The sequence below is a fragment of the Pinisolibacter aquiterrae genome (assembly GCF_019160155.1).
Classification (GTDB): domain Bacteria; phylum Pseudomonadota; class Alphaproteobacteria; order Rhizobiales; family Ancalomicrobiaceae; genus Pinisolibacter; species Pinisolibacter aquiterrae.
This window is the reverse complement of sequence record NZ_JAFNIH010000006.1, coordinates 47032-67161: the sequence shown is the minus strand read 5'-3', so window position 1 is coordinate 67161 and position 20130 is coordinate 47032. Positions and strand designations below refer to the sequence as shown.

Here is a 20130-nt window from a genome sequence, read left to right as displayed (position 1 = left end):
TCAGATCGACCAGTCCTCACCACCGCCGAGGATCGCCGCGACCACCGCCTCGGCCGCAGCCTCGAGGCTCGTCGCGGCGGTGTCGAGGCGCAGATCCGGATCCTCGGGCGGCTCGTAGGGCGAGGAGATCCCGGTGAAGTTCGGGATCGCCCCGGCCCGCGCCTTGGCATAGAGCCCCTTGACGTCGCGCGTCTCGCAGACCTCGAGCGGTGTGTCGACGAAGATCTCGAGGAACTCGCCCGCCCCGATCGTCTCCCGCGCCATCGCCCGCTCCGCCCGGAACGGCGAGATGAAGGAGACGAGCACGATCAGCCCGGCATCCGCCATCAGCCGGGCGACCTCGCCGACCCGGCGGATGTTCTCGACCCGATCGGCGTCGGAGAAGCCGAGATCCTTGTTGAGCCCGTGCCGGATGTTGTCGCCGTCGAGGAGGAAGGTATGCCGCCCCTGAGCGTGCAGCGCCGCCTCGACGCGATTGGCGATGGTCGACTTGCCCGAGCCGGAAAGTCCGGTGAACCACACGACCTTCGCCCGCTGCCCCTTCTGCGCCGCCCGCGCCTCGCGCGTGACGTCGAGCGCCTGGGCGTGCACGTTGGTCGCCCGCCGGAGCGCATGGTCGATCATCCCCGCCGCCACCGTGGCGTTGGTCAGACGATCGATCAGGATGAAGGCGCCGGTCTCGCGGTTCTCGGCGTAAGGATCGAAGGCGATCGCCTCGCCGAGCGCCACTTCGACCCGCGCCACCGCGTTGAGCGCCAGCGTGTCGGCCGGCCGTTCGACGAAGGAATTGACGTCGATCTCGGCGCGAATGGTCATGACCGACCCCGCCACCGTCCGGGTTCCGCACTTGATCAGATAGGACCGCCCCGGCAGCAAGGGCTCCTCGGCCATCCACACGAGCCGCGCCGCGAAACGATCGGCGACCGCCGGCCGCGCGCGCGGATCGGCGAGCACGTCGCCGCGCGAGACGTCGATCTCCCGGTCGAGCGTGATCGTCACCGCCTCGCCGGCTTCCGCCTCGTCGAGATCGCCGTCCCAGGTGACGATCCGCGCCACCCTGGCCGACGTGCCCGACTTCGCCACCACCACCGCGTCGCCCGGCCGGATCCGGCCCGAGGCGATCGTGCCGGAGAAGCCGCGAAAATCGAGATCGGGCCGGTTGACCCACTGGACGCTCATCCGGAACGGGGCCGCGGCGGCGTGCGTCCGCACCTCGACCGCCTCGAGATGCTCGAGCAGCGTCGGCCCGTCGTACCACGGGGTCCGCGTCGAGCGGCTGCAGACGTTGTCGCCGAACCGCGCCGAGACCGGCACCGCCTCGACGCTCTCGAAACCGAAATCCTTCGTGAAGGCACGGAATTCGCCGGCGATCCGCTCGAACACCTCGGCCGAGAAATCGACCAGATCGATCTTGTTGACCGCGAGCACCACGTGACGGATGCCGAGCAGCGACACCAGGAAGGCATGTCGCCGCGTCTGGGTGACGAGCCCGACGCGGGCGTCGACCAGGATCACCGCGAGGTCCGAGGTCGAGGCCCCGGTCGCCATGTTGCGGGTGTACTGCTCGTGGCCGGGCGTGTCGGCGACGATGAATTTGCGCCGCTCCGTGGTGAAGAAGCGATAGGCGACGTCGATGGTGATGCCCTGCTCGCGCTCCGCCTCGAGCCCGTCCAGCAACAGCGCCAGATCCACCTCCTCGCCGGTGGTGCCGAACTTGCGGCTGTCGCGGGCGACGGCGGCGAGCTGATCCTCGAACACCAGCTTGGTGTCGTAGAGGAGCCGCCCGATCAGCGTCGACTTGCCGTCGTCGACCGAGCCGCAGGTGAGAAAGCGCAGGAGCGACTTCGTCTCCTGCGCGACCAGAGGATCGGCGACGGGGCGCGCCGCGACGGCCTGGGAAACGGCGTTCATCAGAAATAGCCCTCGCGCTTCTTCTTTTCCATCGAGCCGCTGTCGTCGTGGTCGATCAGGCGGCCCTGGCGTTCGGAGGTCCGCGCGATCAGCATCTCGCGCAGGATGTCGGGAAGCGTCGTCGCCTCGCTCTCGATCGCCCCGGTCAAGGGCCAACAGCCGAGCGTGCGGAACCGCACCAGTCGGGTCTCGATCCGCTCGTCCGGTCGCAGCTCGAGACGGTCGTCGTCGGCCATGATCAACATGCCGCCGCGCTCGACCACCGGCCGCTCCGCCGCGAAATAGAGCGGCACGATCGGGATCTCCTCGGCGGCGATGTATTGCCAGATGTCGAGCTCGGTCCAATTGGAGAGCGGAAAGGCGCGGATCGATTCTCCCGGCGCCACCCGCGCGTTCCACAAGTTCCACAGCTCCGGCCGCTGGGTCTTCGGATCCCAGCCGTGCGAGGCGGTGCGGAACGAGAAGATGCGCTCCTTGGCGCGGCTCTTCTCCTCGTCGCGGCGCGCCCCACCGAAGGCCGCGTCGAACCCGTATTTCGTCAGCGCCTGCTTCAACCCTTCCGTCTTCATGACGTGGGTATGGGTCGCCGAGCCGTGCGTGAACGGCGAGATCCCCGCCTTCACCCCGTCCTCGTTGACGTGGACCAGAAGCTCGAGCCCGAGCCGCCGCGCGGTCGCGTCCCGAAAGGCGATCATCTCGCGAAACTTCCAGCCGGTGTCGACGTGGAGGAGCGGGAACGGCGGCTTCGACGGATGAAAGGCCTTCATCGCCAGATGCAGCATCACCGCCGAATCCTTGCCCACCGAATAGAGCATCACCGGATTGCGGAACTCGGCGGCGACCTCGCGCAGAATGCGGATGCTCTCCGCCTCGAGCGCCTTCAGATGCGTGTGACGTGCGACCGGCATGGAAACCCTCGGGGTGACGCGCGCCGGGCGAACCCGACCGTGCGAAGAGGGTTCACGATCTAGACGGCGTCTCCCGTCGATCCAAGCAATGGAGGCGCCTCGACCCGGCCCTTTCGGGCTTCGCGGGCGGATCGGCTTTGCCCGAGGGTGGAGGCGCGCGGGACTGCGTTTTGCCGCGACGCGGGATCGGGGCACCCGGTTCGTCGTCCGGGCGCCGTCGGGCAATCGAAATCTTATTCTGCGTCGCGGCGCGATCGCGCGCCCGCCATGCTCCGCCGCCTCACGCCGCCGAGCCCTTCCAGCCGTCGATGGCGCCGAGCGCCGCCGAGAGATCGGTGCCGAGACGATCGATCTCGCCGTCCTCCACCACGCGCGCCTCGAGCCGCGCCGCCCGCTCGAGCTCGGCCGCCCGCTCCGCCACCCGCCGCGCCCCGACGTTGAAGCTCATCGACTTCAACGCATGGGCCGCCGCGCCGAGCCGCTCGAGATCCCCCGAACGCGCCGCCTCGTGCAGATCGCGCAGCTTCTCCGCCGACTGCGTCTCGTAGAGGCGGGTCACCCGGTCGACCACCGCGCTCGCCCCGCCGGCCATCGCCCGGAGATCGGCGAGAACGCTGCCGTCGAGCACCGGCGTCTCCTCCGCCGCGCCGTCCGCCGCACGCGCGTCGGCGGCCGTCGTCTCGGCCTCGCTCTCCTCGACCCCGACGGTCTCGACCAGATGGAGCGCATGAGCCCGGATCACCGCCTCGAGCTGGGCCAGGGTAAAGGGCTTGTGCAGCACCCCGTCCATCCCCGCCGCGCGCCAGGCGTCCGCCACCGTGCCGACGACATGGGCGGTGAGCGCGACGATCGGCGTGCGCGGCGCTCCCTCGGCCGCCTCGCGCGCCCGGATCTCGCGGGTCGCGTCGAACCCGTCGAGCACCGGCATCGAGCCGTCCATCAACACCAGATCCCACGCCGAGGCCGCGACCGCCGCGACCGCCTCGCGGTCGTCGACGGCGAAGGTCGCGGTGATGCCGAGCCGCGACAGCGCCGCCGCCGCGACCTCGCGATTGACCTCCGCATCGTCGGCGACGAGGACGCGCAGGCCTTCGAACCGCACCGAGGCCACCGCCCCGTGCCGCCCCCGCTCCTCGAGCGAGGCGAGGGGCCGCCCCTCGGCGAGACGGGCGACCACCGCGTCGAGATCGCTCCGGCTCGCCGGCCAACCGATCGAGGTCGCGGCCGCGCCCGAGGCGACCAGCCCCTCGACGTCCTCCGCCGGCGGCGCCAGCACCACCACGCCCCCCCCGGCGAGCGACTCGAGCCTCGGCCGGTCGCGCAGGGCGGCGGGATCGGCGACGACGAGACGCGCGCCGGGGGCGAGATCGGCGAGGTCGTCGACCGACGCCGGGATCGCCCTGAAGCCGGCGAGCCGCAGATGATGCATCACCATCGCCGCGCTCTGGCGCCCCGCGAGCGCCACCACCGCGATCGCCCGCTCGCCCTCCGCGAGCCGATGCCAGGGCGCGACCTCCGCCGTCGCCACCGTCGTCGGCAGGGTGAAGAAGAAACAGGTGCCGCGCCCCTCGACGCTGGTCACCGCGATCTCGCCACCCATCGCGTCGACCAGACGTCGGGCGATGGCGAGACCCAGCCCGGTGCCGCCGAACTTGCGGGTGGTCGACTGGTCGGCCTGGGTGAAGGCGTCGAAGAGGGTCCCGAGCTTGTCCTCGGCGATACCGATGCCGGTGTCGACCACCGCGAAGAGGACGCGGTCGTCGCCGGTCGCCTCCACTTCGATCGAGACGCCGCCGCTCTCGGTGAACTTCAGCGCGTTGTTGACGAGATTGGCGAGAACCTGCCCTAGTCGGGTCGGATCGGCGTCGATCCGCGCCTCGCGCGGCAGATCGATCCGCGCGGCGAGATCGAGCCCCTTCGATCGCGCGCGGTCGGCGAAGAGCTTCAGCACGGTGTCGACCGCCTCGTGCGGATCGACGGCGAGATGCTCGACCTCGAGCTTGCCCGCCTCGATCTTCGAGAGATCGAGAATGTCGTTGATGATGGCGAGAAGGCTCGCCCCCGACCGCGCGATCACCTCCGCCTGCCGTCGCGCGCGATTGGGCAGATCACCGACCGCGAGCAGTTCCGCCATCACCAGGATGCCGTTCATCGGCGTGCGGATCTCGTGGCTCATGGTGGCGAGGAAGTCGGATTTGGCGCGATTGGCCTCCTCCGCCTCGCGCGCGGCGCGCGCGTAATCGGCGGTGCGGTCGGCGACGTCCTGTTCCAGACGCTCGCGATGACGGGCGAGCCGGTCGTCGCGCTCGCGGATGTCGCCGAGCATGGTGTTGAAGCCCTCGACCAGCACGCCGGCCTCGTCGCGGCTCTCCACCGCCAGTGTCACGCCGTAGTCGTGGCCGGCGCCGACCCGCGCCATGGTCTCGGTGAGGGACCGGAGCGGCCGCGTGATCCGCCCTTCGAGGCGGAACGTGACCAGGAGCGCCAGCGCCAGCGCGGCGAACCCGCCCGAAAGGCCGACGCCGGCCGCCGCCGCCACGCGCCCCGGAAGATCGCGCGTGTCGGCGATCAACCGCAGCCGGCCGACCTCCTCGCCGCCGAGAACCACCGGCACGCGAACCTCGATCGTGCGATTGGCGATGAGCGTCGGCACCGAGATGGGGGTCGCGGGGTCGTCGAGCACGAGATCGCGCATCAACTGCTCGGTCGCGCCGACGTCGGCGATCACACGGCCGTCGCGGCGTTCGATCGCGGCGAAGACGATGCCGTCGATGCGGCCGATCGCCCGAATGACCTGATGCGCCCCGGTCGGATCGCCCTCCGCGGTCGCCCGCGCGCCGGCCGCCGCCAGCACCGTGGCGGTGGCGAAGAGCCCGTCCCGCTTGGCGACCGCGTAACGCGCCGCCTCGAACCACACCCCGAGACCGACGATCGCGACGAGCGCGACCGAGATGGCCGAGACCACCAAGAGGAGGAGGCGTGCGCGGATCGTCATCGTCGGGCGTTTCATGACCGAACCATGCCGCGACGTCGTTAAGGCATCGCCAACGGGACCGTGAAAATGCCCCGCCACCTCACACGGAAATTTAGGGGGTGAATATTAGAATGCCCCATGGTCAACCACACGAGTCGGGCTTCGAAGGGCAGGAAGTTGACGAGAATCGCCGATACCAGCGCCAGATACGATTGGGTTTTCGAGTCCGCGACCGAAATTCTCGCGGTCGACGACGATCCCATTCAGCGCGAGTTCTGCTCGGTCTATCTCTCCGCGCCCGGCGTCACGGTGACCACCGCCGAGGACGCCGAGGAGGCCCTGGCGATCCTCGCCGAGCGCCGGTTCGACGCCGCCCTCTTCGACGTCGACATGCCCGGCATGAACGGGATCGATCTCGTCGCCCACCTGCGCGCCCGGCCCGGCTTCGACGATCTGCCGATCATGGTGGTGACCGGCCGCGAGGACATGGTCTCGATCGATCGCGCCTACGAGGCCGGTGCCACCGGCTTCATGTGCAAGCCGGTCAATTGGCGCCTTCTCGCCCATCAGATCAAATTCATGATCCGCGCCCACCGGGCGATCCGGCGGACCGAGGAGACGTGATCATGCCCCTGTGGACTGGACTGCGCGCCCTCCTCTCTCGTCTCTCCCGCGATCGTCGCGGCGGGACTGCCGTGACCTTCGGCCTGCTCGCCACCAGCCTCGTCGGCGCGTCCGGACTGGCGGTCGACTACGCCAATCTCTCGAACAGCCGCAGTGATCTCCAGCGGATCGCCGACACCGCCGCGCTGAGCGCGGCGCGCGAATTCCGCCTCGGCAACGCCGACGCCACCACCATCGGCCGCGTCGCCACCACCTATGCCCAGACCGCCCTCGACCAGCGCGGCCTCGTCGCCGAGATCACGCCCGTCGTCGACACCGTCGCCAAGACCGTGACCGTCCAACTGGTCGGCACCATACCGACCTATATGATCCATCTCGCCGACAAGTCGTCCGCCCGCGCCTCCGTCCAGGCCACCGCCAAGGTCGTCGGTGGAGCCCCGATCTGCGTCATCGGCCTCAACCCCAATCAGCAGCAGACGGTCCATCTCGCCCAGTCGGCCCGGCTCAAGGCTCCCGGTTGCTCGGTCTATTCCGACAGCACCAACGGCAAGGGCCTCTACATCCAGGACGACGCGACCCTCGACGCCGCCTTCATCTGTTCCTCCGGCGGCAAGGAGAAACTCGGCGCCGGCACCTTCAACCCGACGCCCCAGACCGATTGCCCGGTCATCCCCGACCCGCTCGCAGCGCGCCCCGCGCCGCCCGTCCCCTCGACCTGCTCGCGGACGAACTACGTGATCTCCTTCGGCACGGCGATCCTCAAGCCCGGCCTCTATTGCGGCGGCCTGACCGTCAGGGGCGCCGCCCATGTCCGGCTCGAACCGGGCATCTACGTGATCAAGGACGGCGACTTCCTGGTCACCGACTTCGCCTCCTTCACCGGCACCAACGTCGGCTTCTACCTGACCGGCTCCGACCCGCGCCTGCGTTTCGAGCGCGCGGCGACGGTGTCCCTCACCGCGCCCAAGACCGGCCCGCTCGCCGGCATTCTCGTCTTCGAGGATCGTTCGGTGAGCCACGTCGTCAAGCACGAGATCAGCGCCGACCACGCCAACACCCTGCTCGGCACCTTCTACATCCCGAGGGGGCGGCTCGACATCTCCGCCAATCGGCCGGTCGCCGACAAGTCGGCCTACACCATCGTCGTCGCCGACCGCTTCACCCTCGCCGCCGGTCCGACCATGGTGCTCAACACCGACTACAACTCGACCGACGTGCCGGTCCCCGAGGGTGTCGGCCCGAACGGCACCAAGACCTTCCTGACCCAGTGAGGCGACGCCGGCCGCGTCGAAGCCTCGCGACCGTGCGCGGCGTGAGGCCGGCGCGCCGGGCGACGTCGAGAACGGGTTTCGGCGAGATGGGATCAGGCGGCCGCGCGCGGGACGACGCGGGTCTCGAGGAGACGGGTGATCTCGTCCGCCTCCACCGCCTTGGAAAAGTACCAGCCCTGGATCAGGTGACAGCCGGCGATCTTGAGGAAGCGCCACTGTTCCTCGGTCTCGACCCCCTCCGCCGTGATCTTCAGCCCGAGCGCGCGCGCCAGCGCCACCACCGCCTGGACGATCACCGTCGATTGGATCGTGCCGATCCCGTCGACGAAGGACTTGTCGATCTTGAGCTTGTCGATCGGCAACTTGAGCAGATAGGTCAGGCTCGAATAGCCGGTGCCGAAATCGTCGAGCGCCACCCGGAAACCATGGGCGCGCAGCCGCTCGATGTTGGCGACCGCCGTCTCGAAATCCTGGATGAACGAGCTTTCGACCAGCTCGATCTCCAGCCGCTTCGGATCGGCTCCGACCTCCTGCGCCAGAGCGAACGCCTCGTCGGCGAACTCGGGATCGCGGAACCGCGCCGCCGACATGTTGATGCCGACCGAGAGCTGCGGCCAGCGCAGTGAATCGGTGGCGGCGGTGCGGAACACCCACCAGTCGAGCGCCTCCTCGTCCTCCGGCGCCTCGAAGAAGGCGAGAACGTCGGCCGGGCTCATCAGACGCGGTTCGGGATTGAGGACGCGCAGCAGCGCTTCGACCGAGACGATGCGCGACGCATCGGCGGCGACCTGCGGCTGATAATGCAGGGTGAGTTCGTCGAAGGAGACGCCGTGGCGCCCGGGCGACCGATCCATTCCGTCCTCGAGTTCGTCGCGTGGTCTGGACAGGAAACCACCAAAGCCTTGATCATTGATTGACCCGACCGTGATTTCCCGAGGGAACCGCAAGAATGGTGATCGGTTACCACGATCCGCGCGCCACCGGCCTCCAGATCCTCGACCTCGAACTTCTGGGAGAGGCCGCCTCCGCGCTCGGCAACGCCGGCCGTCGCGTCGAGGAGACGCTCGACGCCCTCGCCGCCGCCGGCGACGAGGACCGCGAGGCCTGCCTGCGCGAAGCCGCCCGGGCGGTCCATCACTATTTCATTCAGCGCGAGATGAGCGGCTTTCGCCGCCACGACGACGCCGTCGCCGAATATCGCATCCCCCGCGCGGTGATCGCCCGTCTCGGCGCCACCTGAGCTCGGGGGCTCTTCACCAAATGCATGCCGACGTCATACGACGGGTGCCCCGAGGCCATAGGAATAGGGCACCGGGCCGGAGAAGGCGAGCACGTCGCCGCTCTCGAGCCCGGCCTCGCGATTGGCGCGGCCGCCGCCGTAGAGCCCCGGCGAGACGTCGCGACCGTTGCGCAGCACCAGGAAGATGTCGGCCGGCGGCAACCGCAGACGGTCGATCACGTCGCCGACCGTCGCCCCCGCCGGCAACGTCAGCCGCCGCACCGGCCCGTCGCGGCCGGCATGCCGGGTCAGCGAATTGAAGAGCCGGACCTCGACCGCGATGGTCGCCCCGTCCGCGTTGTGACCGATCCCCGGCGCCTCGGCCGGCTCGTTCGCGCTCCTGTTCATCCGCTCGTCCTCCTCGCGCCGCCCCTCCGGCGCCTCCCGCCATCCTGCCGCGCCCGCGCCGACGCCCCTTGACCGGGGTCAATCCGCGCGCCGGCACCCCGCCGCGCCGCCTCGTTCTTTGGTACGAAATCCCCCGTCGTGTTCCACCGCGCACGACGCGGGACTGGAACCCGGCCCGTCCTCGTGCGAGACCGGGGCGAAAGACGAGACGTGCGTCCCGCCCCGGTCCCGACGGACCGCGCCGGAAACGCCGCGACGGGAGATCGATCATGGGCGCATCGCCCCGCCATGCCGGCCGGCTGACGCCGCTGTCCGAGGCCCGCGACCGGCTCGCCGCACGCCTCCACCCGGGCGGCGTCGAGACCGTGCCGCTCGCCGAGAGCCTCGGCCGCATCGCCGCCGTCGATCTCGTCGCCGTCGCCGATCGCCCCGCCGCCGACCTCGCCCTCGACGACGGTTGGGCGGTCGCCGCCGCCGACACCGTCGGCGCCTCGCCCTATGCCCCCGCCTTCCTCGCCGAGGTCCGGCCGGTCGCCCATGGCGCCGCGCTGCCGGCCGGCGCCGATGCGGTCCTGCCGAGCGTCGGCGGCCGTGCCGAGGGCGGGTTTCTCGTCGTCGAGACCGCGCTCGCCCCCGGCGAGAACACCCGCAGGCGCGGCGCCGACCTGCCCGCCGGAACCGTTCTCGTCGCCGCCGGCCGGTCGATCGACCCTTTCGCGGCGGCCACCGCCGCCCTCGCCGGGATCGAGACCGCCGCCGTCGTCACACGAACCGTCGCCCTGCGTGCCGACCCCACCTCGCCCTCGGCCGACCTCCTCGCCGCCGTCCTCCTCGCGAGCGGATGCCGGGTCGATCGCCGCCCGCTCGACGCCGCCCTTCCAGGAGACGCCACACCGGCGATCATCGTCGGCGGAGCGCGTCCCGACGATGGCGACGTCGAAATCGCCGGCCTCGCCGTGACCGGGCTCGAGCGGCTCGAGATCGCGCTCGGCGACGGCGCGCCGGTGATCGGCCTCTCCGATCGCCTCGAGACCGTCGCCCTGGCCCTCGAGACCCTGATCGGGCCGGTGCTCCGCCCCGAACCTCCCCTTCCCGACGACGACGCCACCCGCCCGCTCGCCCGCAAACTCGCCTCGCGCGTCGGCTTCACCGAGGTCGCCCTGCTCGACGTCGATCCGCAAGGGCGCTGGGTTCCCCTCGCCGTCGGCGATCTGCCGTGGGCGGCCTGGATCCGCGCCCGCGCCCTGGTGGTCCTGCCGCCCGAGAGCGAGGGCCTGCCCGAGGGCACCCTGCTCGCCGCCCGCCACCCCGTCGTCCGCATCCGATCCGACCGGAGGGATCGCCCATGAGACAAGATCAGTTCCTGACCGTGCTCTCCCGCGACGAGGCGCTCGCCCGTTTCGAGACCGCGCTCGCAGCCGGCCCCGTCGGGGTCGAGACGGTGCCGCTCGCCGAGAGCCTTGGCCGCGTCGTCGCCGGCTCGATCGCCCCGGCGATCGACGTGCCCCCCTTCGACCGTTCCACCGTCGACGGTTTCGCGGTCCGCGCGGGCGACGTCGCGACCGCCTCCGACGGCGCCCCCGTCGCGCTGCGCCTCACCGGCGAGACCATCGCCTGCGGCACCCCGCCGAGGATCGCCGTCACCCCGGGCACCGCCACCACCATCGCCACCGGCGGCCCGATCCCGCGCGGCGCCGATGCCGTCGTCATGGTGGAATGGACCGACCCCGGCGCCGACGGCACCGTGATGGTGCGCCGCGCCGTCGCGCAAGGCGGCAACCTCGCCTTCGCCGGCACCGATCTGGCGCGCGGCGAGGTGATCCTGCGACGCGGCACCACCGTCACCTCGCGCGAGATCGGCATGATGGCCGCCTGCGGCATCGGCGCGGTCGAAGTGTTCCGCAGACCGAAGGTCGCCGTGATCTCCACCGGCGACGAGCTGGTCGCCCCCGGCGGCACGCTGGCGCCCGCCCAGATCTTCGACGCCAACGGCCCGATCGTCGCCGCCGCGATCGCCGAGAACGGCGGCGAGGCGATCGCCTTCGGCGCCATCCCCGACGACGAGGCGAAGCTCGCCGCCGCCCTCGGGCGGGCGCTGGCCGAGTGCGACATGGTGATCCTCTCCGGCGGCACCTCCAAGGGCGCCGGCGATTACACCGCCCGCCTCGTCGCCCGCCTCGGCCACCCCGGCATCGTCGCCCACGGCGTCGCCCTGAAGCCGGGCAAGCCGCTGTGCCTCGCGGTCGCCGACGGCAAGGCGGTGGTGGTCCTGCCCGGCTTCCCGACCTCGGCGATGTTCACTTTCCACGAATTCGTGGTGCCGTCGCTGCGCCGTCTCGCCGGCCTGCCGCCGCGCGCCGACGCCAGCCTCGAGGCGACGCTCCCCGTCCGCGTGCCCTCCGACCTCGGCCGCACCGAATTCGTCATGGTCGCGCTCGCCGAGGGCGCCGACGGCGAGACCGTCGCCCACCCGGTCTTCAAGGGCTCCGGCTCGATCTCCGCCTTCGCCCAGGCCGACGGTTTCGTCCAGGTCGACGCCCTCGCCGATCACCTCGCCGCCGGCACCCGCGCCTCGGTGACCCTGTTCGCGCCGAACCCGAAACTGCCCGATCTGGTGATCGCCGGTTCCCATTGCGTCGGTCTCGAGCCGGTGGTCGACGTGCTGGCGGCCGCGGGCCTCTCGGTGCGCACGCTCGCGCTCGGCTCGATGGGTGGCGTCCAGGCAGCCAAGCGCGGCGAATGCGACCTCGCCCCCCTCCACCTGCTCCATGCCGAGACCGGCGTCTGGAACGCCCCCTTCCTCGACGCGAGCCTCGACCTCGTCGAAGGCTGGCGCCGCGTCCAGGGCGTGGTCTTCCGCAAGGGCGATGCCCGCTTCGAGGGCAGGACGGCGGAGGAGGCCGTCGCCGCCGCGCTCGCCGATCCCGATTGCCTGATGGTCAATCGCAATCCCGGCGCCGGCACCCGCATCCTGCTCGACCGGCTCCTCGCCGGGCGCCGGCCCGAGGGCTGGGGCAATCAACCGCGCAGCCATGCCGCCGTCTGCACGGCGGTCGCCGGAGGCCGCGCCGACTGGGGTCTCGCCATCGAGGCGGCGGCGCGCCCGCTCGGCCTCGGCTTCGCCCCGCTCGGCGACGAGCATTACGATTTCGCCGTGCCGAAGGCGCGCCGCGATCGTCCCGCCGTGCGCGCCTTCCTCGAGGCGCTGGCGCGGCCCGACGTCCGCGCCGCGCTGGAGCGGCTGGGCTTCCGCCCGGCCTGATATCCCTCAGCCGCCGTCGTCGAGGCCGTCCTGGGCCTCGGCTTCGACCATCAGCGCCTCGAGCGCCGCCACGTGCGGCTCGGCGGCGGCCTCGGTCGCCACCTGCAGGGCGCGATAGCGCATCACCACCTCGCGCCCGAGATCCGTCAGCTTGGCCCCGCCACCGCCCGCGCCCCCGGTCTGACCGGCGACGAGGGGGCGGCCGAACGCCTTGTTGAGATGATCGACCAGCTCCCAGGCGCGGCGATAGGTCATGTCGAGCGCCCGCCCGGCCGCCGAGATCGAGCCGGTCTCCTCGATCTTCTCGAGCAGGGCGACCTTGCCGTGCCCGATCCGGGTATCGGAATCGAGCTTGAGAAACAACCGGACCCCGATCATCGCGAACCTCCTCTTCGGCCGAACCGAAACGCGGCTCCGATCGAATCGATTTCAGGCGTCGGGCGCAAGTGCGGGTTCGCCCTGTCCCGCCGGATCACGTCTCCGTGCACCGAAATTGCCTTTTGGAACGATTGCAAAGCCGCTTTCGTCGAGTGACACTCGCCGCCAATACCAAGAACGGCGCATCCTGGAGCGTATTGCTTCAGTAGACATGACGCCGACCAGGGGAGGACGACGGCAACGAAGCCGTTTTGTCTTCTTGAACACAACGATAGGCCTGCGAAACCTCTTTCGGAAGGTGGCGTGGGCCGCAGAAAACTCGAGCCCGACAGGGAGGGTGCGACGCATGATGAATTCGCTGCACATCGATGCTTCGAAGTGCACCGGCTGTCTCCAATGCGAGATGGCGTGCTCGTTCGAGAACTACGGCGTCTTCGCCACCGCGAAGTCACGCATCAAGGTCTTCGACTTCCACGCGACCGGCCGTAAGGTTCCCTATACCTGCACGCAGTGCGACGAAGCATGGTGCATGCATGCGTGCCCGGTCGGCGCGATCTCCGAGGACAAGAAGACCGGCGCCAAGATCGTCAACGAGACGACCTGCGTCGGCTGCAAGGTCTGCACCATCGCCTGCCCCTTCGGCACGATCAACTACATGGCCGAGACCGGCAAGGTCCAGAAGTGCGACCTCTGCGCGGGCGCGCCCGCCTGCGCCGACGCCTGCCCGACCGGCGCCATCACCTTCGTCGATTCCAACTGGACCGGCCTCGACCGCATGCGGACCTGGGCCGCGAAGCTCGACACCACCGCGCCCGAAGCCTGAGAAAGACGAGGAGGATCCCATGTCCTGGCAACGCAAGATTCTGCGCGTCGATCTGACCGCGGGCACCATCGCCGAAGAGCCTCTCAACATGGAGTGGGCGCTCGACTACCTGGGCTCGCGCGGTCTCGGCACCAAATATTTCGTCGAGGAGGTCGGCGCCGGCGTCGACCCGCTGTCGCCCGCCAACAAGCTGATCTTCGCCACCGGCCCCCTGACCGGCACCATGGCGTCGACCGGCGGCCGCTACACCGTCATCACCAAGGGCGCGCTGACCGGCGCCATCGCCTGTTCCAACTCCGGCGGCTATTGGGGCGCCGAGTTGAAGGCGGCCGGTTGGGACATGGTCATCTTCGAGGGCAAGTCGCCGAAGCCGGTCTATCTGCAGATCTCCGACGACGAGGTGACCCTCCACGACGCCGCCGAGATCTGGGGCACCACGGTGTGGCACACCGAGGAGCACCTCAAGAAGAAGCATCAGGACCCCCTGATGCGCGTCACCTCGGTCGGCCGCTCCGCCGAGCAGGGCTGCCTCTATGCCGCGGTCGTCAACGACCTCCACCGCGCCGCCGGCCGCTCCGGCGTCGGCACCGTGATGGCCTCGAAGAACCTCAAGGCGATCGCCGTGCGCGGCACCAAGGGCGTCGCCGGCATCAAGGATCCCAAGGCCTTCATGGCCGCCACCAAGGCCGCCAAGAAGGTGCTCGCCGACAATGCCGTCACCGGCCAGGGCCTGCCCGCCTACGGCACCCAGGTGCTGATGAACGTCATCAACGAGATGGGCGCGCTGCCGACCCGCAATCACAAGGACGTCCAGTTCGAGGGCGCCCGTGACATCTCCGCCGAGGCCATGGCCGAGAAGCGCGAGACCGACGGCAAGGCCAATCTGGTCACCAACCAGGCCTGCTTCGGCTGCACCATCGCCTGCGGCCGCATCTCGCAGATGGACAAGGGTCACTACACCGTCCAGAACCAGCCGCAGTATTGGGGCGCCTCCGGCGGTCTCGAATACGAGGCGGCCTGGGCGCTCGGCGCCGCCAACGGGGTCGACGACCTCGAGGCGCTCACCTACGCCAACTTCCTCGCCAACGAGGACGGCTTCGACCCGATCTCGTTCGGGGCGACCGTCGGCGCGGTGATGGAACTCTACGAGATGGGCGTGCTCACCAAGGAGCAGATCGGCATCGAGGCGCCGTTCGGTTCCGCGAAGGCCCTGACCTTCCTCGCCGAACTCACCGCCAAGGGCGAGGGGTTCGGCAAGGAGATGGGCCTCGGCTCCAAGCGGCTGACCGAGAAATACGGCCACCCCGAGCTCTCCATGTCGGTCAAGGGCCAGGAATTCCCGGCCTACGACAGCCGCGGCATCCAGGGCATGGGCCTGACCTACGCCACCTCCAACCGTGGTGCCTGCCACCTGCGCTCCTACACCGTCGCCTCGGAAGTGCTGGGCATCCCGATCAAGACCGATCCGCTGGCGACCGAAGGCAAGGCCGGCCTCGTCAAGGCCTTCCAGGACGCCACCGCGATCTTCGATTCGGCCGGCATCTGCCTCTTCACCTCCTTCGCGTGGTCGCTGGTGGACGTCGCGCCCCAGCTCCAGGCGTCCTGTGAGGGCGACTGGTCGCTCGACAACCTCGCGGTCGTCGGCGAGCGCATCTGGAACATGGAGCGCATGTTCAACAACGCCGCCGGCTTCACCTCCAAGGACGACTGCCTGCCCAAGCGCCTCGTGACCGAACCGGCCAAGACCGGCCCGGCCAAGGGTCTGGTCAACGGCCTCGACAAGATGTTGCCCGAGTATTACGCCGCGCGCGGCTGGACTCAGGACGGCATCCCGACGCCCGAGACCAAGGGCCGCCTCGGTCTCTGATCGCCGGGAGACGGCGGCGGTGGACGCCATCCCCACCGCCGCCCGATCTCGGCACGCCGCGAGACCGCGCCGTCGGACCGTGGTTCGAACATCCCCTGGCGACGACCAATGATCGCCGCGTTCGAACCCGACCCGACGGCGCGGTCTCGCAGCACCCTTTCTTCCATCGGGAGCCCGGTGCCATGAAGCACGTCATCCTCGGTAACGGCCCGACCGGCGTCGTCGCCGCCGAGACCATTCGCAAGAAGCGCCCCGGCGACGAGATCGTCATCGTCGGCGACGAACACGAGCGCCCCTATTCGCGCATGGCGATCCCCTATCTGCTCGAGGGCAAGATCGCCGAATCCGGAACGCTCCTGCGCCACGACCGCAATCATTGGGAAAAGGCCCGGATCGATTTCGTCGAGGCCCGCGCCACCGCCGTCGACGGGCAGGCCCGGACCGTGGCCCTCTCCAACGGTGAGACCCTCGCCTGGGACACGCTCCTGCTCGCCACCGGCTCCAAGCCGGTGCGCCCGCCGATCCCCGGCATGGACCTTCCCGACGTGGTGTCGTGCTGGACCCTCGAGGACGCCCGCGCCATCCTCTCGCGCCTGCGCCCCGGCGCTCGGGTGCTGCAGATGGGCGCCGGCTTCATCGGCTGCATCATCATGGAGGCGATCGCCACCACGGTCGGCAAGACCGGCGGCTCGCTGACCGTCGTCGAGATGGGCGACCGCATGGTGCCGCGCATGATGACGCCGATGGCGAGCCGTCTCATCCGCGCCTGGAGCGAGAAGGCCGGCGTCGAGATCCTGACCTCGACCCGCGTCACCGGCATCGAGGTCAACCGCCCGCCGGGCGGCCTGATGTCGCCGGTCGCCAAGGCCAAACTCCACCCCCATCACGTCCTCGTCTCCTTCGGCGACGGCGAGAAGCGCGCCTTCGACTTCGTCATCTGCGCCACCGGCGTCGCCCCGGCGATCGACTATCTGAAGGGCTCCGGCGTCGAGATCGGCTCGCTCGGCGGCATCGTCGTCGACGACCACATGCAGACCACCGTCCCCGGCATCTACGCCGCCGGCGACTGCACCGAATCGCGCGACTTCTCCACCGGCGAGTTGATGGTCAACGCCATCCAGCCCAACGCCGCCGATCAGGCCCTGGTCGCCGGCTCCAACATGGCCGGCGGCGCGGCGGTCACCCGTGGCGGCCTGCGCATGAACGTGTTGGAGACCTTCGGCCTCATCTCCACCTCCTATGGTCAATGGTGGGGCGCCGAGGGCGGCGACCACGTCGAGGCGATCGACGAGGAGGAGTTCCGCTATCTCCGCCTGGAGTTCCTGGAGAACCGCATCGTCGGCGCCACCGTGGTCGGCCGCACTCACCACATCGGCGCCCTGCGCGGCCTGATCCAGACCGGCGTGCGGCTGACCCCGGAGTGGAAGGCGAAGCTGACGGTCGACCCCAACTTGTTCATGGACGCCTATCTCGCCTGCGGGCAATCTGCAGCCTGAACCGAGAATGAGACCCCTCGGCGACGGAGGCTCCGGCCCCCGTCGCCCCCGAGGTCCCCATCCCGAGGAGGACGGCGATGATGCACACGCTCGCCATGAAGGGCCACGCCCCCGAGACCGGCGCGACCATCGCCGTGACGCTGAAGCTCTTCGCCATGCTCGAGCGCTGGCTGCCCGAGGGCGCCCGCCGCAACGAGATCCGCCTCGCCGTGCCGGCCGGCACCACGCCGGCGGCGATCATCGCCGCGCTCGACCTGCCGGCCGCGCTGTGCGCCATCGTCCTGATCGACGGCGCCTTCGTCGAACCCGAGAGACGCGGGACGCGCGCCCTGGTCGAGGGCGAGGTCCTGTCGATCTGGCCGCCGATCGCCGGCGGCTGAGGGGAGCGCCGCAGGCTTGGACGAGACCCGCACGTTCCGTTTCGAGATGGCGCTCACCTTCGACGAACTGCGCCGTTACGCGCCGCATCTCGTCGAGGGCGCCGCGCTCGCCGTCGGAGACCGCGTCGTCTCCGGCGCCGGGGCCGCGCCTGGGGAGAGCTGGTCGATCGCCCTCGGGGAGCCGCGCGAACGCGCCGTCGCCCTGATCCGCATCGCTCTCACCGACGCGGTCCTGACGCTGACGGGCTACGACGACGCCCGCGCCGCCCGCTTCCTGGAGCGCTTCCATCGTGTCTTCCAGAAGGGCGGCGGCTGAGCCGCTCGGGACGCGATCTCGTTCCGAAGCACGATGGACGCCGGCCGCGCCGCCGCCTAGGCTCGCGACCGGCCCGCCGATTGGCCGAGACGATCCCCCGAGACGATGCGATGACCCAGACCTCCCCCGCCTCCCCCGCCGTCCCCGCGCTCGCGGTGGTCGTCTACGAACCCGGCTTCGACGTCGGCCCGCTGCTCGCCGCCGTCCGCGATCGACTCGCCGCCCGCGGCGACATGAGCCTCGGCGGCGTCGTGCCCCGGTTCGGCGACCTCCTCGCCAACGGCCGTCACGCCATGCTGCTCGAGGACGTCGTCTCCGGCGACGCCACCGCGATCAGCCAGGACCTCGGCGCCGGCGCCGACAGCTGCATCCTCGACGTCGACGGCCTCACCCGCGCCCGCCTCGCCATCACCAAGGCGATCGACGACGGCGTCGACCTCGTCTTCGTCGGCAAGTTCGCCAAGCAGGAGGCCGCCGGCCACGGCGTCCGCGAGGAGATCGCCCAGGCGATGATCGCCGGCATCCCGACCCTGGTCGTCATGCGCGACGGGCAGACCGGCGCCTGGGGCGACTTCGCCGGCGACGACTTCCTCACCCTCCCCCCCGACGTCGACGCCGTCGTCGCCTGGGCACTCTCGGCGACCGGCCGCGCCTGAGCGGCGCGGATCTTCGCCCAAAGCCACCGACCGCGCCTGCGCGGCTCGGTTTTTCGCCCAAAGAAGGAGGCGCCCCGCCCCATTCGGTGTTAGGGTCCGCTCGATCGTTTTGCCCCAGATCACGCAACGAAGACGGAACGGGCGACGACACGAGGCCGGCCGCGCGGCCGACAGGGAGGGGTGATGGACTTCGCCGCGATCATCACCGCGATCGCCGATCTGCTCGGCGGGGCCACCCCGGGGTTCTGGCCGATCGTCGGCCTGAGTCTGAAGGTGACGCTCTCCGCCGTGACCCTCGCCGCGCTGATCGGCCTGCCGCTCGGCGCCCTGCTCGGCATCGCCCGCTTCCCCGGCCGCACCGCCGTGGTGGTGCTGGTCAACGCCATGATGGGCCTGCCGCCGGTGGTCGCGGGTCTGGCGATTTTCCTGCTCCTGTCGCGCTCCGGCCCGCTCGGCCCCCTCGGCTGGCTCTTCTCCGCCAAGGCGATGATCCTCGCCCAGACGATGCTGGTCCTGCCGATCGTCGTGGCGCTCACCCGCCAGACCATCGAGGACCTCTGGCGCGAATATGCCGAGCACCTCGCCTCGCTCGATCTCACCGGCGCCCGCGCCGTGCCGACCCTCCTGTGGGACGCCCGTTTCTCGCTGGTGACCGCGCTCCTCGCCGGATTCGGCCGCGCCTCGGCGGAGGTCGGCGCGGTGCTGATCGTCGGCGGCAACATCGCCGGCCACACCCGCACCATGACCACCGCCATCGCGCTCGAGACCTCCAAGGGCGACCTGCCGCTGGCGCTCGGTCTCGGCCTGATCCTGATCCTGCTCACGCTGATCCTGAACGCGGTCGCCTTCGGCGCCGGACGCGTCGGGGCCCGCCACGCGAGATGACGGCCATGCGCGACACCACCTCCATTCTGCCGCTGACGGTCGAGAGCCTCGTCTTCGAGGTCGACGGCCGCCGCCTGATCGACGGCATCGACCTGCACCTCGAGCGCGGCGCGACCACGGTCCTGCTCGGCCCCAACGGCGCCGGCAAGTCGCTGCTGCTCCGCCTCTGCCATGGGCTTCTCACCCCGACCGCCGGCCGGGTCCGCTGGGCGCTCCCGGAGGGGCGCGCCGCCGGCGTCAAGCGTCACACCATGGTGTTTCAGAAGCCGGTGATGCTGCGCCGCTCCGTCTTCGCCAATCTCACGCATGCCCTCGCTGCCGCTGGCCTCGGCTACGAGGCCCGCCGCGCCCGCGCCCGCGCCGCGCTCGAGCGCTTCCGCCTCGCCGATCTCGCCGATCGCCCGGCCCGCGTCCTCTCCGGTGGCGAACAGCAACGCCTCGCCATCGCCCGCGCCTGGGCGCTCGACGCCGACGTGCTCTTCCTCGACGAGCCGACCTCCCAGCTCGACCCCTCCGCCACCCGCGCCATCGAGGAGATGCTGCGGGCACTGAAGGACGAGGGCCGCACCCTGATGATGGCGACCCACGACCTCGGCCAAGCGCGCCGCCTCGCCGACCGCGTCCTCTTCGTCCACGCCGGCCGCATCCGCGAGGACGCGTCCGCCGCCGCCTTCTTCACGGCTCCGGCGACCGGGAAGGCCCGGGCCTTTCTCGCCGGAGACCTTCTCGACTGACCTCGACGACGACCCAGG

The 20130-nt window shown here is 70.5% G+C and carries 19 protein-coding genes; 13 read left to right on the top strand and 6 right to left on the bottom strand.

Features of this window, described 5'->3' with window-relative positions; translation table 11 throughout:
• The 3 genes from cysN to J3S89_RS01715 form a co-directional block, all read right to left on the bottom strand.
• Nucleotides 1-1911 (bottom strand): sulfate adenylyltransferase subunit CysN, encoded by a 1911-nt coding sequence (cysN, locus tag J3S89_RS01725; RefSeq protein ID WP_217925749.1) that lies wholly within the window; start codon nucleotides 1909-1911, stop codon nucleotides 1-3.
• Nucleotides 1911-2819, bottom strand: coding sequence for a sulfate adenylyltransferase subunit CysD (cysD, locus tag J3S89_RS01720; protein WP_217925748.1), 909 nt, complete (start codon nucleotides 2817-2819; stop codon nucleotides 1911-1913). The genes cysN and cysD overlap by 1 nt, the downstream gene beginning before the upstream one ends.
• Before the next feature lie 280 nt (nucleotides 2820-3099).
• Complete coding sequence (locus J3S89_RS01715) at nucleotides 3100-5814, bottom strand: ATP-binding protein (protein WP_217925747.1); 2715 nt, start codon at nucleotides 5812-5814, stop codon at nucleotides 3100-3102.
• Between the two features lie 156 nt (nucleotides 5815-5970).
• Here J3S89_RS01715 and J3S89_RS01710 point away from each other — a divergent pair, with 156 nt between their 5' ends.
• Nucleotides 5971-6417: a response regulator gene (locus J3S89_RS01710; protein WP_217925746.1), complete on the top strand. Its 447-nt coding sequence runs from the start codon at nucleotides 5971-5973 to the stop codon at nucleotides 6415-6417.
• Between the two features lie 2 nt (nucleotides 6418-6419).
• On the top strand, nucleotides 6420-7688 hold the full coding sequence (locus tag J3S89_RS01705; RefSeq protein WP_217925745.1) for a pilus assembly protein TadG-related protein: 1269 nt from the start codon (nucleotides 6420-6422) through the stop codon (nucleotides 7686-7688).
• Between the two features lie 92 nt (nucleotides 7689-7780).
• Here the strand turns inward: J3S89_RS01705 and J3S89_RS01700 are convergent, their stop codons facing one another.
• Complete coding sequence (locus tag J3S89_RS01700) at nucleotides 7781-8542, bottom strand: EAL domain-containing protein (RefSeq protein WP_217925744.1); 762 nt, start codon at nucleotides 8540-8542, stop codon at nucleotides 7781-7783.
• 95 nt (nucleotides 8543-8637) lie between these two features.
• Here J3S89_RS01700 and J3S89_RS01695 point away from each other — a divergent pair, with 95 nt between their 5' ends.
• Entirely contained in the window at nucleotides 8638-8928 is a 291-nt protein-coding gene (locus J3S89_RS01695) for a DUF6665 family protein (protein WP_217925743.1), read from the top strand.
• Between the two features lie 33 nt (nucleotides 8929-8961).
• On the opposite strand, the gene J3S89_RS01690 is transcribed toward J3S89_RS01695, so the two are convergent.
• Nucleotides 8962-9315 (bottom strand): MoaD/ThiS family protein, encoded by a 354-nt coding sequence (locus tag J3S89_RS01690; RefSeq protein WP_217925742.1) that lies wholly within the window; start codon nucleotides 9313-9315, stop codon nucleotides 8962-8964.
• A 269-nt stretch (nucleotides 9316-9584) separates the two neighbouring features.
• On the opposite strand from J3S89_RS01690, the gene J3S89_RS01685 reads away from it, so the two are divergent.
• Together J3S89_RS01685 and J3S89_RS01680 are read left to right on the top strand one after the other, a co-directional pair.
• Nucleotides 9585-10664, top strand: a complete 1080-nt coding sequence (locus tag J3S89_RS01685; protein WP_217925741.1) for a MoeA family protein — start codon at nucleotides 9585-9587, stop codon at nucleotides 10662-10664.
• Nucleotides 10661-12577, top strand: a complete 1917-nt coding sequence (locus J3S89_RS01680; RefSeq protein WP_217925740.1) for a molybdopterin biosynthesis protein — start codon at nucleotides 10661-10663, stop codon at nucleotides 12575-12577. Before J3S89_RS01685 ends, J3S89_RS01680 begins: the two co-directional genes overlap by 4 nt.
• Before the next feature lie 6 nt (nucleotides 12578-12583).
• On the opposite strand, the gene J3S89_RS01675 is transcribed toward J3S89_RS01680, so the two are convergent.
• A complete protein-coding gene (locus J3S89_RS01675; protein WP_217925739.1) occupies nucleotides 12584-12955 on the bottom strand; it encodes a winged helix-turn-helix domain-containing protein in 372 nt (123 codons plus the stop codon).
• Between the two features lie 346 nt (nucleotides 12956-13301).
• Between J3S89_RS01675 and J3S89_RS01670 the strand changes: the two genes are divergently transcribed.
• The 8 genes from J3S89_RS01670 to J3S89_RS01635 all read left to right on the top strand — a co-directional run bounded on the left by J3S89_RS01670 (nucleotide 13302) and on the right by J3S89_RS01635 (nucleotide 20112).
• Nucleotides 13302-13778 carry a 4Fe-4S dicluster domain-containing protein gene (locus J3S89_RS01670; RefSeq protein ID WP_217925802.1) on the top strand — a complete coding sequence of 159 codons (477 nt, stop codon included), beginning with the start codon at nucleotides 13302-13304 and terminating at the stop codon, nucleotides 13776-13778.
• Between the two features lie 19 nt (nucleotides 13779-13797).
• On the top strand, nucleotides 13798-15645 hold the full coding sequence (locus J3S89_RS01665; protein WP_217925738.1) for an aldehyde ferredoxin oxidoreductase family protein: 1848 nt from the start codon (nucleotides 13798-13800) through the stop codon (nucleotides 15643-15645).
• Nucleotides 15646-15827: 182 nt separating this feature from the next.
• A complete protein-coding gene (locus J3S89_RS01660; protein WP_217925737.1) occupies nucleotides 15828-17141 on the top strand; it encodes an NAD(P)/FAD-dependent oxidoreductase in 1314 nt (437 codons plus the stop codon).
• Between the two features lie 77 nt (nucleotides 17142-17218).
• Nucleotides 17219-17521: a MoaD/ThiS family protein gene (locus J3S89_RS01655; protein WP_217925736.1), complete on the top strand. Its 303-nt coding sequence runs from the start codon at nucleotides 17219-17221 to the stop codon at nucleotides 17519-17521.
• Nucleotides 17522-17537: 16 nt separating this feature from the next.
• Complete coding sequence (locus J3S89_RS01650) at nucleotides 17538-17837, top strand: hypothetical protein (RefSeq protein ID WP_217925735.1); 300 nt, start codon at nucleotides 17538-17540, stop codon at nucleotides 17835-17837.
• A gap of 110 nt (nucleotides 17838-17947) precedes the next feature.
• The gene (locus tag J3S89_RS01645; protein WP_217925734.1) at nucleotides 17948-18493 is read left to right on the top strand and encodes a DUF2478 domain-containing protein; all 546 of its coding nucleotides are present in this window, start codon (nucleotides 17948-17950) and stop codon (nucleotides 18491-18493) included.
• Between the two features lie 183 nt (nucleotides 18494-18676).
• Entirely contained in the window at nucleotides 18677-19378 is a 702-nt protein-coding gene (locus J3S89_RS01640; protein ID WP_217925733.1) for an ABC transporter permease, read from the top strand.
• A gap of 5 nt (nucleotides 19379-19383) precedes the next feature.
• On the top strand, nucleotides 19384-20112 hold the full coding sequence (locus J3S89_RS01635; RefSeq protein WP_217925732.1) for an ATP-binding cassette domain-containing protein: 729 nt from the start codon (nucleotides 19384-19386) through the stop codon (nucleotides 20110-20112).
• Nucleotides 20113-20130 lie beyond the last annotated feature (18 nt).